Origin of the sequence: Streptomyces sp. B15, from assembly GCF_018070605.1 — a bacterium.
GTDB classification, from domain to species: domain Bacteria; phylum Actinomycetota; class Actinomycetes; order Streptomycetales; family Streptomycetaceae; genus Streptomyces; species Streptomyces smyrnaeus.
In genome coordinates this window covers 40,362-54,484 of record NZ_JAGPXJ010000050.1, presented here as the reverse complement: position 1 = coordinate 54,484, position 14,123 = coordinate 40,362, and the positions used below count along the sequence as shown (strand labels likewise).

Annotated in this window: 13 protein-coding genes; 8 read left to right on the top strand and 5 right to left on the bottom strand. The window is 69.8% G+C overall.

The window, feature by feature from the left end; genetic code table 11:
- The first annotated feature begins 259 nt into the window (after positions 1–259).
- From KBY19_RS22040 to KBY19_RS22025, 4 genes are all read left to right on the top strand, one after another.
- A complete protein-coding gene (locus KBY19_RS22040) occupies positions 260–1,243 on the top strand; it encodes a bifunctional lytic transglycosylase/C40 family peptidase (protein WP_099882463.1) in 984 nt (327 codons plus the stop codon).
- A gap of 235 nt (positions 1,244–1,478) precedes the next feature.
- Positions 1,479–2,189 carry a phosphatase PAP2 family protein gene (locus KBY19_RS22035; protein ID WP_099882462.1) on the top strand — a complete coding sequence of 237 codons (711 nt, stop codon included), beginning with the start codon at positions 1,479–1,481 and terminating at the stop codon, positions 2,187–2,189.
- 485 nt (positions 2,190–2,674) lie between these two features.
- Positions 2,675–3,547, top strand: a complete 873-nt coding sequence (locus KBY19_RS22030) for a hypothetical protein (protein WP_099882458.1) — start codon at positions 2,675–2,677, stop codon at positions 3,545–3,547.
- A 288-nt stretch (positions 3,548–3,835) separates the two neighbouring features.
- Positions 3,836–3,991 (top strand): hypothetical protein, encoded by a 156-nt coding sequence (locus KBY19_RS22025; protein ID WP_180289679.1) that lies wholly within the window; start codon positions 3,836–3,838, stop codon positions 3,989–3,991.
- A gap of 82 nt (positions 3,992–4,073) precedes the next feature.
- Here KBY19_RS22025 and KBY19_RS22020 read toward each other — a convergent pair whose 3' ends face one another.
- Positions 4,074–4,442 (bottom strand): metal-sensitive transcriptional regulator, encoded by a 369-nt coding sequence (locus tag KBY19_RS22020; RefSeq protein WP_180289678.1) that lies wholly within the window; start codon positions 4,440–4,442, stop codon positions 4,074–4,076.
- 207 nt (positions 4,443–4,649) lie between these two features.
- On the opposite strand from KBY19_RS22020, the gene KBY19_RS22015 reads away from it, so the two are divergent.
- Both KBY19_RS22015 and KBY19_RS22010 read left to right on the top strand, forming a co-directional pair.
- Entirely contained in the window at positions 4,650–5,270 is a 621-nt protein-coding gene (locus KBY19_RS22015; protein ID WP_099882457.1) for a DUF47 domain-containing protein, read from the top strand.
- Positions 5,271–5,276: 6 nt separating this feature from the next.
- Complete coding sequence (locus tag KBY19_RS22010; protein WP_099882455.1) at positions 5,277–6,272, top strand: inorganic phosphate transporter; 996 nt, start codon at positions 5,277–5,279, stop codon at positions 6,270–6,272.
- Positions 6,273–6,465: 193 nt separating this feature from the next.
- Here the strand turns inward: KBY19_RS22010 and pstB are convergent, their stop codons facing one another.
- The 4 genes from pstB to pstS form a co-directional block, all read right to left on the bottom strand.
- Positions 6,466–7,242 (bottom strand): phosphate ABC transporter ATP-binding protein PstB, encoded by a 777-nt coding sequence (pstB, locus tag KBY19_RS22005; protein ID WP_099882454.1) that lies wholly within the window; start codon positions 7,240–7,242, stop codon positions 6,466–6,468.
- 15 nt (positions 7,243–7,257) lie between these two features.
- Positions 7,258–8,331: a phosphate ABC transporter permease PstA gene (gene pstA / locus KBY19_RS22000; RefSeq protein WP_099882452.1), complete on the bottom strand. Its 1,074-nt coding sequence runs from the start codon at positions 8,329–8,331 to the stop codon at positions 7,258–7,260.
- Entirely contained in the window at positions 8,328–9,314 is a 987-nt protein-coding gene (gene pstC, locus KBY19_RS21995) for a phosphate ABC transporter permease subunit PstC (protein ID WP_099882450.1), read from the bottom strand. Before pstC ends, pstA begins: the two co-directional genes overlap by 4 nt.
- Before the next feature lie 262 nt (positions 9,315–9,576).
- Entirely contained in the window at positions 9,577–10,701 is a 1,125-nt protein-coding gene (gene pstS / locus KBY19_RS21990) for a phosphate ABC transporter substrate-binding protein PstS (protein ID WP_099882449.1), read from the bottom strand.
- A 317-nt stretch (positions 10,702–11,018) separates the two neighbouring features.
- On the opposite strand from pstS, the gene KBY19_RS21985 reads away from it, so the two are divergent.
- Both KBY19_RS21985 and KBY19_RS21980 read left to right on the top strand, forming a co-directional pair.
- Positions 11,019–12,134 carry an NlpC/P60 family protein gene (locus KBY19_RS21985; protein ID WP_307842772.1) on the top strand — a complete coding sequence of 372 codons (1,116 nt, stop codon included), beginning with the start codon at positions 11,019–11,021 and terminating at the stop codon, positions 12,132–12,134.
- 361 nt (positions 12,135–12,495) lie between these two features.
- Entirely contained in the window at positions 12,496–14,082 is a 1,587-nt protein-coding gene (locus KBY19_RS21980) for a fused response regulator/phosphatase (RefSeq protein WP_210966522.1), read from the top strand.
- Positions 14,083–14,123: the final 41 nt, after the last annotated feature.

Here is a 14,123-nt window from a genome sequence, read left to right as displayed (position 1 = left end):
TCCTGGAGCGGCGTGGAACGCTGGCAGCGGGCTTGGTGGGCTTCGGAGGGCTCGGTGAGCATGGAGTGTTTCCCGACGGGGCATCAGTCGCTCGGCCGTACTTCTGTGCGCCCCTGGTGATCCCGGCGCCGGGTGGGGGACGGGGCCGCGTTCACCTCCGCGCCCGTTGACCGCCGTTCCCCTTCGCGGATCGGCCTGGAATGATATGGCCGCGTGGTCGGCGTTACTGAACTGGTGTCCTGTGGGGGAGGGTTGGGGAGTGCGCCGTAGAAGAGCGTGGCTGCTGGCGATCGGTGGCGGGCTGGGAGTGCTGTCCCTGTTCGTCACGCTGCTCGTGGTGGGCACGTACGTGGCTTCCGCCAGCCTGCTGGGCGCGGGTGGTGGCGGGGCCGTCGCGCTCGCCAAGGGCGCTGTGCCGGCTGCCTACGCGAAGCTCATCCAGAAGGCCGGCAACATGTGCGAGGCGATCAACCCGGCGCTGCTGGCCGCGCAGCTCAAGCAGGAGAGCGGCTTCAACCCCAACGCGCAGAGCCCCGCCAAGGCGCAGGGCATAGCCCAGTTCATCCCCGCCACCTGGGCGACGCACGGCCTGGACGCCAACGGCGACGGCAAGAAGAACGTGCACGACCCGGAGGATGCCATTCCGTCCGCGGCGAGCTACGACTGCAAGCTGGCCGCGAACGTCAAGAACGTACCGGGCAACCTCACGGACAACATGCTCGCCGCCTACAACGCGGGTCCGTACGCGGTCATCAAGTACGGCGGCGTGCCGCCCTACAGCGAGACCAAGAACTATGTGGCGACCATCCGCAGGATGGAGCAGAGCTTCGCGGCGCCCAGCGGTCGGCTCAGCCCCACCAAGCAGGGCGCCGGCGCCATCGCCTTCGCGCAGAGCAAGCTGGGTACGCCGTATCTGTGGGGCGGTAACGGTACGCCGGAGCAGGGCGGCCGGTTCGACTGCTCGGGTCTGACGAAGGCGGCGTTCGCGAAGGTCGGTGTCACGCTGCCGCGGGTGGCCAACGACCAGTACGACACCGGGCCGCACCCCAAGCGGAGTGAACTCCTCCCCGGGGACCTGGTGTTCTTCGCCCACGATCTGACCAACTCCCGGACCATCCACCATGTGGGCATCTACGTCGGTGGTGGCAAGATGATCAACGCTCCCTACACGGGGGCGAAGATCCGCTACGACCCCATCGACACTCCCGACTACTTCGGGGCGACCCGGCCGAGCGCCAAGTGAGCGTTTGTGTGCGCAGGGTAGGGATTGCGCCAACAATCCGTGAGGCACAGGCCTTGAGCTGCGCGTATGGGTCACCCTTGGGTAACGTCCTGGTGATCGTTCGGTAAGAACGGAACGGTTCGCCTGACGCAGCGCGTTTTTCTCCACGGAATGGGACTTCCGCACCGCGACCACGGGGGGTCGTCAGCGCAGATCCAGCGATGAGCACACAGCCGAAGTGAGGGGCCGCACCGCGATGGCACTCTGGGACAACCCTGATGTCGAACTGCTCTACGAGATCAACGGGCTGGCCAAGGACGCACCCACCTGGGCCGACCGGGTCATGGAGTACATCGGGGAGTACGGCATCGCCGTGGGGCTCGTCGTACTGGCCCTGTGGGCCTGGTGGGGCGTGACGCGCAAGCGGGAGAGCCGGGACGAGGCGCTGAGCGGCTTCGCCGGACTGGTCTGGGCCCCGCTGGCCGCGGTGATCGCCATCGTCGTCAACATCCCCATCCGGGGCTTCGTGGAGCGGCCGCGGCCCTTCATGGAGCACAAGGGCGTGGAGGTTCTGGTCGAGGGCAAGACGGACTTCTCGTTCGTCAGCGACCACGCCACCCTCACCATGGCCATCGCCGTGGGCATCTTCATGGTCCAGCGCAAGCCCGGTCTCGTCGCCATCGGACTGGCGCTGCTGGAGGCCTTCTGCCGCGTCTACATGGGCGTGCACTACCCCACGGACGTCATCGGTGGACTCGCGCTGGGCACCGCTGTGGCGCTGCTGCTGGCTCCGGTCGCCATGTGGGCACTGACGCCGCTGGTGCGGGTGGTGGCCGGAAACGCACGGCTGGAGGTGCTGCTGTGGGCGGGTGCCGCTGCTGCCGCCGTCGCGGCGGGCGGCCGGGCCGCGGGGCGGCGCGGCGCGGGGGAGCCCCGCCGCACCAGGGACCGCGACCTGGCAGCGTGATCTGAGACCGAACCGGTGGCCCGGCTGAGCCGGTAGGCCCGTCCCGGCCCCGCACCCGGGCCCCGCTCCGGTCCATGTATCGGCCTTCGAGCAGTACGCCGCGAGTTACAGCGCCCCCGCCGCATCGCCAGGCGGGGGCGTCGGCGTGTGGTCGCCGTGCTCCCGCTGGTGTGCGTGGCAGTCCGCACGGGCGCGGTCGCGGGCGCGGCGTGCCGGGCCGCGCCAGCCGCAGGTGCACGATGCGGAGCAGAAGGAGCCCCGCTCGTTCAGCGACGTCCCGTGCGGGACGGTGTGGGCCGCAGGGCGTACCGGGTCCGGCTGGTGTTCGGGAGCTCGCTCTCGCACATGACCACCGTACTCGGGCCGTGACGGCGTTCCCAGGGCCCTCGTTGAACCGTCGAATCCGGACCGGCCCCGCGAGACCGGGGCACCTGCCGGCCGAGGGCCGGGGGAGGCGGCGACCGGCAGCGAGGGGTCGGCTAGAGATGGCAGTGCGACGGCAGTCCCGAGGCGGCGCGGTGTTCTTCCCGCTCGGGATGGTGGCGCTCGGTGCCGTGCTGCTGTCGGTCGCCGGATGCTCGGGGGACGGCGCTGTGGCGACTGCCGGGCCGTCAGCGGTCGGGACCGCCCGGCCCGGACCGGCTGCCGTGGCGGCGGCGGCCGACGAGCTGGCCCGGGCCGGGACGGCACGGGTGCGTACGGCGATGGAGATGGTCAGCGGCCATACGCGCGTCACCATCGAGGGGCGGGGCGCCTTCGACCTGGCCGCCCGCACCGGCAGGCTGCGGGTCACGCTGCCGCCCGGCGTCGACGGGGCGCGGCCGGGGGAGCGCAGGCTGGTGCGCGAGCTGGTCACGCCGGGCGCGCTCTATATGCGCCACCGCGCGGGGGTGCCGGCCGACAAGTGGGTGCGGGTGGACACCACGGGGTTGCCGGACGGCAACCTGGTGACGGGTGGCGCGACCGACCCGGTCACCGCCGCCCAACTGTTGCGCGGCGCACGTCGAGTGGTACACGAGGGCGTCACCGAGCTGGACGGCAGCCGCGTGTGGCACTACAGCGGCGTGGTCGACATCGAGCGGGCGGCGGAGGGGGCGCCACCGCTGGCGCGCCGGCAGCTGAAGGCCGCGGAGAAAGGGTTCTCCGGCCGTATGGTGCCGTTCGACGCCTATCTGGACGCGCAGGGACGGCTGCGGAAGGTCCAGCACCGTTTCACTTTCGCCGCAGACCCGGACGGTCCTCCGGACGCGGACTACACGGTCTCCTCGACGACGACGCTGCACGCCTTCGGCGTCCGGGTGCGGATCAGGATGCCCGACCGTGGTGACATCTGGACCGGGAAGATCGCCGCTCCGTAGCCGCCGTACGGCAGCTGGGGCGGTCGCGCGCGGCGCCCGCGGGTCGCCGGGCCGGCGGCGCGGGAGGGGACGGGAGCGGGACGGCCACCGTGCCGTGCCGGTAAATGATTCGGAAGTGCCATGCGCGCAGGCGGCGGTCTCCCTAGGCTGGGAGGCTGGGCCCAGGCCCGGCCGTGGCGCTCCGCCCGGTGGATCCGTGCAGCACGGGAGGTGATACGGGTGCCCGTACCGAAGCGTGACGACAGGGGCGACGGCCGCCGTGGGGGCCGTTGCCGACGGCGTTCGCTGATGCACGACCACGTCGCCCTCGCCGAGATCGAACTGTGCGGCGAGCTGATGATCGCCGCGGCCGCCGCCGAGGGGCCGCTGAGCGCGGCCCGTATCGACGAGGTGCTGCGGCGCGCGGCGGACGAGCTGGACGACCTTCCCCGACCCGCCCGCTGAGGAACTGCCCGCCCGCTGAGGAACTGCCCCCGCGTCCTGTCCGGTCTGTCCGACCTGCGGGCTGCCCGGCCTCGGCGGAGGGTCAGGTACGCAGCAGGCGGGCGATGGCGGCGGTGGCTTCCTCCACCTTGGCGTCCATCTCGGCACCGCCGTCGAGCGCGGCGTGGGCCACGCAGTGCCGCAGATGCTCCTCGAGGAGTTGGAGGGCGAAGGACTGCAGGGCCTTGGTGGAGGCGGAGACCTGGGTGAGTATGTCGATGCAGTAGACGTCCTCGTCCACCATCCGCTGCAGGCCGCGGACCTGACCCTCGATACGGCGCAGTCGCTTGACGTGAGCGTCCTTGTTCTTGGTGTAGCCGTGCTCGCCGGTGGCCGCGTGTGCCGAGCAGCACTCCGAAGTGGCTTCGGCCACGGTTTCCGGCGTGTCCGGTGTGGTCTGCGGCGACGTCATACGGTCCTCCCGGGTGGTGGTGAGGGGCTGTCGAGGCCGTGATATCGGGCCCTTGATACCCCCAACGGGTATATGATACCGGACTTCTCGGAGCCCACTTCAGTACGCGAGTCTCCATGGGTGACACTGGGGGACGCCGGTTCGCTGTGGCCGGATGATGCGCCTAGCATCAACGAGACCGTCATCGATGCACCCCGAGGACCCCCAGTGCGCTTTCGTCTGACCCCCAGGGAGACGAGCTTCTACGACATGTTCGCGGCCTCCGCGGACAACATCGTGACCGGCTCGAAGCTCCTCATGGAACTGCTCGGGGCGGAATCCTCCGCGCGGAGCGAGATCGCCGAACGGATGCGCGCGGCCGAGCACGCGGGGGACGACGCGACGCACGCGATCTTCCACCAGCTCAACTCCTCCTTCATCACGCCGTTCGACCGCGAGGACATCTACAATCTGGCGTCCTCCCTCGACGACATCATGGACTTCATGGAGGAGGCCGTCGACCTCGTCGTCCTCTACCAGATCGAAGAGCTTCCCAAGGGAGTCGAGCAGCAGATCGAGGTTCTGTCGCGGGCCGCGGAGCTGACCGCGGAGGCCATGCCGAACCTGCGGACGATGGACAACCTCACCGAGTACTGGATCGAGGTCAACCGGCTGGAGAACCAGGCCGACCAGATCCACCGCAAGCTGCTGGCCCATCTGTTCAACGGCAAGTACGACGCCATCGAGGTCATGAAGCTCAAGCAGGTCGTGGATGTGCTGGAGGAGGCCGCCGACGCGTTCGAGCACGTGGCCAACACCGTCGAGACCATCACGGTCAAGGAGTCCTGACGCTCCGTGGACACCTTCGCGCTGATCGTGACCGTCGGTGTCGCGCTCTTCTTCACGTATACGAACGGCTTCCACGACTCCGCGAACGCCATCGCGACGTCGGTCTCCACCCGGGCACTCACTCCGCGTGCAGCCTTGGCCATGGCCGCGGTGATGAACCTCGCGGGCGCCTTCCTCGGCAGCGGCGTCGCCAAGACCGTGAGCGAGGGGCTGATCGAGACCCCGCACGGCGACAGCGGCATGGCCATCCTGTTCGCCGCGCTGGTCGGCGCCATCACCTGGAACCTCATCACCTGGTACTTCGGGCTGCCGTCCTCCTCCAGCCACGCCCTGTTCGGCGGCATGGTGGGCGCGGCACTGGCAGGCAGCATCGCCGTCCACTGGTGGGGGGTGTTCGAGAAGATCGTCGTGCCGATGTTCCTCTCGCCGCTGGTCGGGATGGGCGTCGGCTATCTGGTGATGTGCGTCATCATGTGGCTCTTCCGCAAGTCGAACCCGCACCGTGCCAAGCGGGGCTTCCGCATCGCGCAGACCGTCTCGGCGGCCGGGATGGCGCTCGGACACGGTCTGCAGGACGCGCAGAAGACCATGGGTGTGGTCGTCATGGCGCTCACCATCGCCGATGTGCAGCAGCACAACGAGATTCCCATCTGGGTCAAGCTCGCCAGCGCCGCCATGCTGTCGCTGGGCACCTACGCGGGTGGCTGGCGCATCATGCGCACCCTGGGCCGCCGCATCATCGAGCTCGACCCGCCACAGGGTTTCGCGGCGGAGACCACTGCGGCGTCCGTGATGTACACGGCGTCCTTCATGTTCCACGCGCCCATCTCCACCACCCATGTGATCACTTCGGCGATCATGGGCGTGGGGGCGACGAAGCGGGTCAGCGCGGTGCGCTGGGGCGTGGCGAAGAACATCGTTCTGGGCTGGTTCATCACCATGCCCGCCGCGGCCGTCGCTGCTGCGCTGATGTACTGGATCATCAAGCTCATCTTCGGCTGACCCGCGCCCCGACAGGGGCGCGGGGAACTGCGCGCCAAGCCGCAGACCCACCCGCAGACTGCCGCGGAGGCCAAGGGGCACCCCCTCCCCGAAATGAACGGGGAGGGGGCGAGGGAAAAGCCCGCGGTGGCACCGCCATGCAGCACCGCGGGCGGTCAATGGGTGGGCGGTCAAGGCCGGCCCGGCCCAACGCTCAGCCGAAGCGGCCGGAGATGTAGTCCTCGGTGGCCTGGACCGACGGGTTGGAGAAGATGCGCTCCGTGTCGTCGATCTCGACGAGCTTGCCGGGGGCACCCACCTCGGCGAGGTTGAAGAAGGCGGTGCGGTCGGAAACCCGCGCCGCCTGCTGCATGTTGTGCGTCACGATGACGATGGTGAAGCGCTCCTTCAGCTCCCCGATCAGGTCCTCGATCGCCAGGGTCGAGATCGGGTCGAGCGCCGAGCAGGGCTCGTCCATCAGCAGCACCTGCGGTTCGACGGCGATGGCCCGGGCGATGCACAGCCGCTGCTGCTGTCCGCCGGACAGGCCCGATCCCGGCCGGTTCAGCCGGTCCTTGACCTCGTTCCACAGGTTGGCGCCCTTGAGAGAGCGCTCGACGACCTCGTCGAGGTCCTTCTTGCGGTGCTCGCCGTTCAGCCGCAGCCCCGCCGCGACGTTGTCGTAGATGGACATGGTCGGGAAGGGGTTGGGCCGCTGGAAGACCATGCCGATGGTGCGCCGCACGGAGACGGGGTCGACACCGGTGCCGTACAGGTCCTCGTCGTCCAGCATCACCTTGCCGTCGACGCGTCCGCCGGGCGTCACCTCGTGCATGCGGTTGAGGGTGCGCAGGAAGGTCGACTTGCCGCAGCCGGAGGGGCCGATGAAGGCGGTCACGGAGCGGGGCTCGACGGTCATGGATATGTCGTCGATGGCGCGGAAGTTGCCGTAGTAGGCGGTCAGGCCGCTGACGTCGATGCGCTTGGCCATGGGGGAATCACCCTCTTAGTGCTTGGGGGCCTTCCAGCGGGCGATGCCGCGGGCGACCAGGTTGAGGATCATGACGAAGGCGATCAGCACGAGGGCGGCTGCCCAGGCGCGGTCGTAGGACGGCTCGTTGCCGAGGGCCCACTGCTCGTAGATGAAATACGGCAGCGAGGACTGCGCGCCTTCGAAGGGATTGTTGTTGATCTCGGCCGAGCCGAAGACCAGCAGCAGGATGGGGGCCGACTCACCCGCGATACGCGCGACGGCGAGCATGATGCCGGTGGTGATACCGCCGACGGCCGTCGGCAGTACGACCCTGAGGATCGTCTTCCACTTCGGCACACCCAGTGCCAGCGACGCCTCACGCAGCTCGTTGGGGACGAGCTTGAGCATCTCCTCCGTCGAGCGTACGACGATCGGCATCATCAGGATCGACAGCGCCATCGCGCCCGCGAACCCGGAGTAGCCGAAGTCGAGAATGATGATCCAGAACGAGAGGATGAACAGGCCGGCGACGATCGAGGGGATGCCGGTCATCACGTCCACGAAGAACGTGATGGCCTTGGCCAGCCGGCCCGTGCCGTACTCGACCAGGTAGATCGCGGTCAGCAGCCCGATGGGTGCGGCGATCAGCGTGGCCAGACCGACCTGCTCCAGGGTGCCGATCAGCGCGTGGTAGATACCGCCGCCCGGCTCCATGGTGATCACACCGCTCATGGAGTGGGTCAGGAAGTAGCCGTCGAGGACCTTGATCCCGCGGGCGATCGTCTCCCACAGCAGGGAGGCGAGGGGGACGACGGCCAGCAGGAAGCAGACCCAGATGACGCTGGTCGCCAGTCGGTCCTTGGCCTGCCGGACGCCCTCGACCCTGCCGGCGATGCCCGCGGTGAGGCCGAGATAGAGGACGGCGGCGATCAGACCCCACTGGATTCTGCTGTCCAGCCCGGCCACCAGCCCGACCCCGATGCCGAGCGCGGCGGCGACGACGGCCAGGCCGAGCGGGGCCCAGCGCGGCAGTCGCGGCTGCTTCAGCGTGGGCAGAGGCAGCGGGGCGCCGTCGACGGGGGCGTCGGCCACAGCTGTCTGGCTCATGCGTTCGCTCCCGAGTACTCCTTGCGGCGCGCGATGATCAGCCGGGCCGCACCGTTGACCAGCAGGGTGATGACGAAGAGGACCAGACCGGAGGCGATCAGCGCGTCCCGGCCCATGGATCCGGCCTCCTTGAAGCCCGCGGCGATGTTCTGTGCGAACGTGCCGCCGCCCGGCTGCAGCAGGCTGGCCTTGATCAGGAAGCTGGGGGACAGGACCGTGGCGACGGCCATCGTCTCGCCCAGCGCCCGGCCCAGACCCAGCATGGAGGCGCTGATGACGCCGGAGCGGCCGAAGGGCAGCACCGACATGCGGATGACCTCCCACCGGGTGGCGCCCAGTGCGAGGGCCGCCTCCTCCTGCATCTTCGGCGACTGCCGGAAGACCTCGCGGGAGACGTTGGTGACGATCGGCAGAATCATGATCGCGAGCAGGATGCCGACCGTGAACAGGGAGCGCGCGGCGCCGCCCTCATAGGTGAAGATCCCGGTCCAGCCGAGGTACTCGTCCAGCCAGGTGTACAGGCCGGTCAGGTGCGGAACGAGGAAGAGCGCGCCCCACAGGCCGTACACGATCGAGGGGACGGCCGCCAGCAGATCGATGACGTAGCCGAGCGGGGTCGCCAGCTTGCGCGGTGCGTAGTGCGAGATGAACAGTGCGATGCCGACGGCGATCGGCACCGCGACCACCATCGCGATGACGGAGCTGACGACGGTGCCGAAGGCGAGGACCGCGATACCGAAGCGCGGTGGGTTCGCGTTGGCGTCCCACTCGAAGCTGGTGAGGAAGTTGGCCTCGTCGGCGTTGATGGCGAGCGCCGCTCGCCAGGTGAGGAAGACGGCGATGGCCGCCATGATCACCAGGAGGGTGATTCCGGAGCCCCGGGAGAGCCCGAGGAATATTCGGTCACCCTTGCGCGTGGCGCCCTTCGCTGAGGCCGCTGAGGCCGGGGGGCCCGCTGTTGCGGGTGGGTTTTCGGTAGCCATGGTTTCTCCGGTCTGACGGTGCGGGTCGCTGCGCGCGCGGCGTTGCTGCGCGGGCGGCCCTTTGGCGGTGCACCGGAAGTCTTGGCGGCCCCTCGTCCAGGGACGTTCGGGGCGCCGTTTGCACGGGGAGAGCGGGAGGCGGCGGGCCGGGCGCCGCCCGACTTCGGCCGGGACGCCCGGCCGCTGGGCCGGGGCCTCGCCGTCGCGGTGGGAGCAGTGCCCTCCGCGACGGCGAGAAGGGAGCCGCTTGTGCGGCAGCCCGTCAGCTCAGGCCGTCGATGGTGGTGCGGACCTTGGTGATGATCTCGTCGGGGATCGGGGCGTAGCCCTTGTCCTTGAGGGCCTTCTGGCCGTCCTCGCTCGCGGTGTACGTCAGGAAGGACTTCATCGCGTCCAGCGATTCCTTCTTGTTGCCCTTGTCGCAGGCGATCTCGTACGTCACCAGGACGATCGGGTAGGCGCCCTCGGACTTCGTCTTGTAGTTCAGCTCCAGGGCGAGGTCCTTGCCCTGGCCGACGACCTTGGCGTCCGCGATCGCCTTGGAGGCGTTGTCCGCGGTGGCCTCGACCGGCTCCTTGGCGCCGGTGTCCAGCTTGACCGTGTCGAGGTCGTTGCCGGTGGCGTAGGAGAGCTCGGCGTAGCCGATGGAGCCGTCGTTCTGCTTGACGTTCGTGGCGATGCCGGAGGAGCCGTCGGCGCCCTGGCCGCCCTTGCCGGCCCAGGCCTTCTCCGGCTCGTGCTTCCAGGAGGAGGGCGCGGCGGCGTTGAGGTACTTGGTGAAGTTGTCGGTGGTGCCCGACTCGTCGGAGCGGTGGAACGCCTGGATCTTCTTGCCCGGAAGCTTCGCGTCCGGGTTGAGCTTCTTGATCGCGGGGTCGTTCCACTTGGTGATCTTCGAGTCGAAGATCTTGGCCAGCGTGTCGGCGTCCAGCACCAGGTCCTCGACACCTTCGAGGTGGTACGTGACGGCGATCGGGCCGCCGACCATCGGCAGGTCGATGCCCTGGCCGCTCTTGCAGACCTTCTTCGACTTGGCGACCTCCTCCGGCTTGAGCGCCGAGTCGGAACCCGCGAACGCCGTCTTGCCCTGGAGGAACTCCTGGATGCCCGCGCCCGAGCCGGTGGGCTTGTAGTTGATCTGGGTGCTGCCGCAGGCCGACTGGTAGGTCTGCGTCCAGATGTCCATGGCGTTCTTCTGGGCGCTGGAGCCGGAGGCGAGAAGGTTGCCCTCGCCCTCACACTTGATCTTGCTGGCCGCCTTGGTGGTGTCGCTGCCGGAGCCGCCGGAGTTGTCGTCCGAGCCGCAGGCGCTCAGGGCCAGGGCGCCACAGACCGTGAGAGCGCCGACAGCTGCGGTGCGGAGCCGGATCGTGCGCTGAAGCTTCACTTTCGTTCAGTTCCTTCCTGGGCCCGGGAGCGACGACCGGCCGGCCGTCGGGGTCTCTGGCTACGGGGCGCAGTCCCTGTCTCGGGGGGTGCCGCGCTCTTGGTAAGGCCGAAATTAGACAGATCAGGTGAAGCGGCCGACGGAGCTGAGTGAACGCCGAGTGAACCTCGGCCGTCAGCCCGGTGCTCCTCGGGAGTGGGAGCTTCCGGGGCGGGCCCTGTTGATACTCGTCAGTACATTCCTCTGTTGTCTTCGCGGCCGGCATGGCACTATCCGCTGCGTCGGCCAAAGTTGACCATAACCAGGGGGTGGCCCGGGTGAGACGGCCGCAGAGCAGCTCGACCCTCCCGTCCGGCCGGTACGGCGCGCTCGTGCTGGTCTGCACCATGGCGTTGCTCACAGGAGCCGCGCCGGGTACCGCGTACGCCGCGCCGGGGAGGCCGGATCCGGGCGACGCCAGGACCGGGGCCGGGTCCGACGAGCAGAGCGGTGCCGGCGAACCGGGTCTTGAGCAGATCCGGAAGCAGATCGAGCGGCTGCACGACAAGGCCGGTTCGGCGACGGACGCTTACAACGCCGCCGAGGACGCCGTCAAGAAGCAGCAGAAGCACATCGTCAAGATCGCCAAGCGTATCGAGGCCACCCAGGGCAAGTTGGACGAGCTCAACAAGACGGCCGGCGCCATGGCCCGCGCCCAGTACCGGAGCGGCGGCATGCCGGACGAGGCCAAGCTGCTGCTCAGCGACGACCCGGAGAAGTTCCTGCACAGCGTCTCCCTGGCGCGCAAGGGCCAGCACGCCACCCGGGGCTTCATCGGCTCCCTGAGCAAGACCCGCGGCCGGTTGCAGGGGTACGCCAAGGACGCCACGGACGAGTGGAAGAAACTGGAGAAGACCCGCAAGAAGAAGGCCGCCGCCAAGAAGAAGATCACCGCCCAGCTGAAGCAGGCCAAGAAGATCGAGTCCGGCCTCGAGGAGGAGGAGCGGGAGCGGCTGCGCGAGCTGGAGGACGAGGCGGCGAAGGCCCGGCAGGCCAAGTGGCTCGAATCCGGCGTGCTGAAGGGCCTCAAGGGCAAGGCTTCCCCGGCCGGTCGGCGCGCCATCGAGTGGGCCACCAAGCAGCTCGGCAAGGACTACGTGTGGGGCGCCGAGGGCCCTGACACCTTCGACTGCTCGGGGCTGACGATGCGCGCCTGGGAGGCGGCGGGGGTGCGGATTCCGCGTACGTCGCAGGAGCAGTGGAAGCAGCTGCCGCATGTGCCCGTCGGGAAGATGCGCCCCGGAGACCTGATCATCTACAAGAAGGACGCCAGTCACGTGGGCATCTACGTCGGTGACGGAGCGCTGCTGCACGCGCCGCGTACCGGTCGGCAGATCACCGTCGAGGGCGCGGGCACCATGCCGATCCTGGGCGTCGTCCGCCCGGACAAATAAGGCATATTCAGGGGAATTGACAGGGCGGGCGCGGGCGCGGGTCGCGAGTGGCAGCGGGAAGAGAGCGTCTTGGGGCCCATTTCCGTACGTGTGCGTATTTCGAGGCCGGTGGCGCGTGAGCTTGGTCATGCGGGGGCCGGTGAAAACGGCCGTATCGCGGTGTGAACTCCCGTTCTGTTGTGGGCATATGACAGAGGCGGATTGTCGTCGGCCATTCCATCGGTCCGTACGAGGGCGTTAAGGTCCTGTTCGAATGCCCGGGATGACGAGCGCCCGACCACCGCGCGCCGTTCCGGGCTGAGCCATGGTGGGCGCCGTTCGGCGCGCGCACCCCGCCCTCGGGGGAGGGAGAGGTTTCAGCATGCCCGTAAGCGCGCCCCAGGCCGGGGCGGCGGCGCAGTCCGCCGACGCGCCGGCCCGGCAGGCCGCCCAGGGACCCGGCAGCGGTCTGACCCTGCTGGTCATCGAGGACGATCCGGCCGGTGCGCTGAGCGTGCCCCGCATGCTCGACGCGTACGGCAGGCCCGTACGGGTCCGTACGGCCCGCAACCTCACCGAGGCCGCCCGGCTGCTCACGGACGACGTCCACTGCATCCTGCTGGACCTCGCGCTGCCGTGCGAGGCGCGCGGAGACACGGACGAGGCGCCGTCCGGGGGGTTCCCCGCCGAGCGGCCGGACGCCGCGTCCCCGGGCGCCATCCCCGGTATCGGCGGCGTCCCGGGCAGCGCGGCTGCGGCTCCCGGCGGCACCGGCGGTACGGTCCGGGGCGTTTCGGGCGTCTCCGGCGTTTCGGGTGCTGCCGCCGCTGCCGGTGGTCCGGGGACGACCGGCGCCTCCGCCTACGGCGCCCCGGCCGTCCCCGGCGCCGGCTCGGCCCCGGACTCCGACGAGCTGCAGATCCTGCGGCGCGTGCTGCGGATGGCCCCCCGGCACGCCGTCCTCGCGCTCACCGACGGCAGCGACGCCGAGCGGGCCGCCGAAGCCGTACGGGTCGGCGCCCAGGACTACCTCTTCCGCGACGAGCTGGACGGCAGGCTGCTGATGCGCGCCATCCGCTACGCGGTGGAGCGCAAACGGGCCGACCTCGCCCAGCGTCAGCTCACCGAGACCCGGTTGCGGGCCCAGGAGAACGCCCGGCTGGAGCGCGGGCTGCTGCCCCGGCCGCTGTTGGAGGGCAGTGATCTGCGGTTCGCCGCGCGATACCGGCCCGGCCGCTCCCGCGCCCTGCTCGGCGGCGACTTCTACGACACCGTCCGCACCCCCGACGGCGTCGTCCACGCCATGATCGGCGACGTGTGCGGCCACGGCCCGGACGAGGCGGCGCTCGGCGTCGAACTGCGCATCGCCTGGCGCGCCCTGACCTTCGCCGGACTGTGCGGGGACGCGTTGTTGAGCACCCTGCAGAAGGTGCTGGAGAACGAGCGGGACAGCGAGGAGATCTTCGCGACGCTGTGCACCGTCGACATCGCCGCCGACGGCCGCAGCGCGGGCGTCTGTCTGGCCGGTCACCCCTCGCCGTTGTTCGCGGACGACGGCGCGGGCGCGGCGCCCCGGCTGCTGCCGGAGGACGAGAGCGGGCCCGCGCTCGGACTGCTGCCGGACGCACGCTGGTCGCGCCGCCAGGTCGCGCTGGGGGGCTCCTGGAGCCTGATGATGTACACGGACGGGTTGATCGAGGGCCGTGTGCACGAGGGCCGTACGGAAGAGGGCCGCGCCGACGGGAGCCGTACCGACGAGGGCCGTACCGGGGCGGGCACCGGAGACGGCCGGACGCCGGGCCGGGAGCGGCTCGGTCAGCAGGGGATGCTCGACATCGTCGCCCGCCGGATGGCCGAGGGCGCGCAGGGCGAGCGGCTGCTGGACGAGACGATGGACGAGGTGCGCCGCCTCAACGGGGGCGAGCTGACCGACGATGTGGCGGTCCTGCTGCTGGGCCGGGGCCGGTGAGCCCTCGGGCACCGGCCCGGCACCTCCCGGCGGCTCACGCC

What these genes read in the sequence shown, in the direction of transcription:
- pstB (WP_099882454.1), bottom strand. Translation starts at nt 7,242, where the DNA reads ATGGCCAAGCGCATCGACGTCAGCGGCCTGACCGCCTACTACGGCAAC.
- KBY19_RS22020 (WP_180289678.1), bottom strand. Translation starts at nt 4,442, where the DNA reads ATGACGTCGCCGCAGACCACACCGGACACGCCGGAAACCGTGGCCGAA.
- KBY19_RS21980 (WP_210966522.1), top strand. Translation starts at nt 12,496, where the DNA reads ATGCCCGTAAGCGCGCCCCAGGCCGGGGCGGCGGCGCAGTCCGCCGAC.
- pstC (WP_099882450.1), bottom strand. Translation starts at nt 9,314, where the DNA reads ATGGCTACCGAAAACCCACCCGCAACAGCGGGCCCCCCGGCCTCAGCG.
- KBY19_RS22035 (WP_099882462.1), top strand. Translation starts at nt 1,479, where the DNA reads ATGGCACTCTGGGACAACCCTGATGTCGAACTGCTCTACGAGATCAAC.
- KBY19_RS22030 (WP_099882458.1), top strand. Translation starts at nt 2,675, where the DNA reads ATGGCAGTGCGACGGCAGTCCCGAGGCGGCGCGGTGTTCTTCCCGCTC.
- KBY19_RS22025 (WP_180289679.1), top strand. Translation starts at nt 3,836, where the DNA reads ATGCACGACCACGTCGCCCTCGCCGAGATCGAACTGTGCGGCGAGCTG.
- pstA (WP_099882452.1), bottom strand. Translation starts at nt 8,331, where the DNA reads ATGAGCCAGACAGCTGTGGCCGACGCCCCCGTCGACGGCGCCCCGCTG.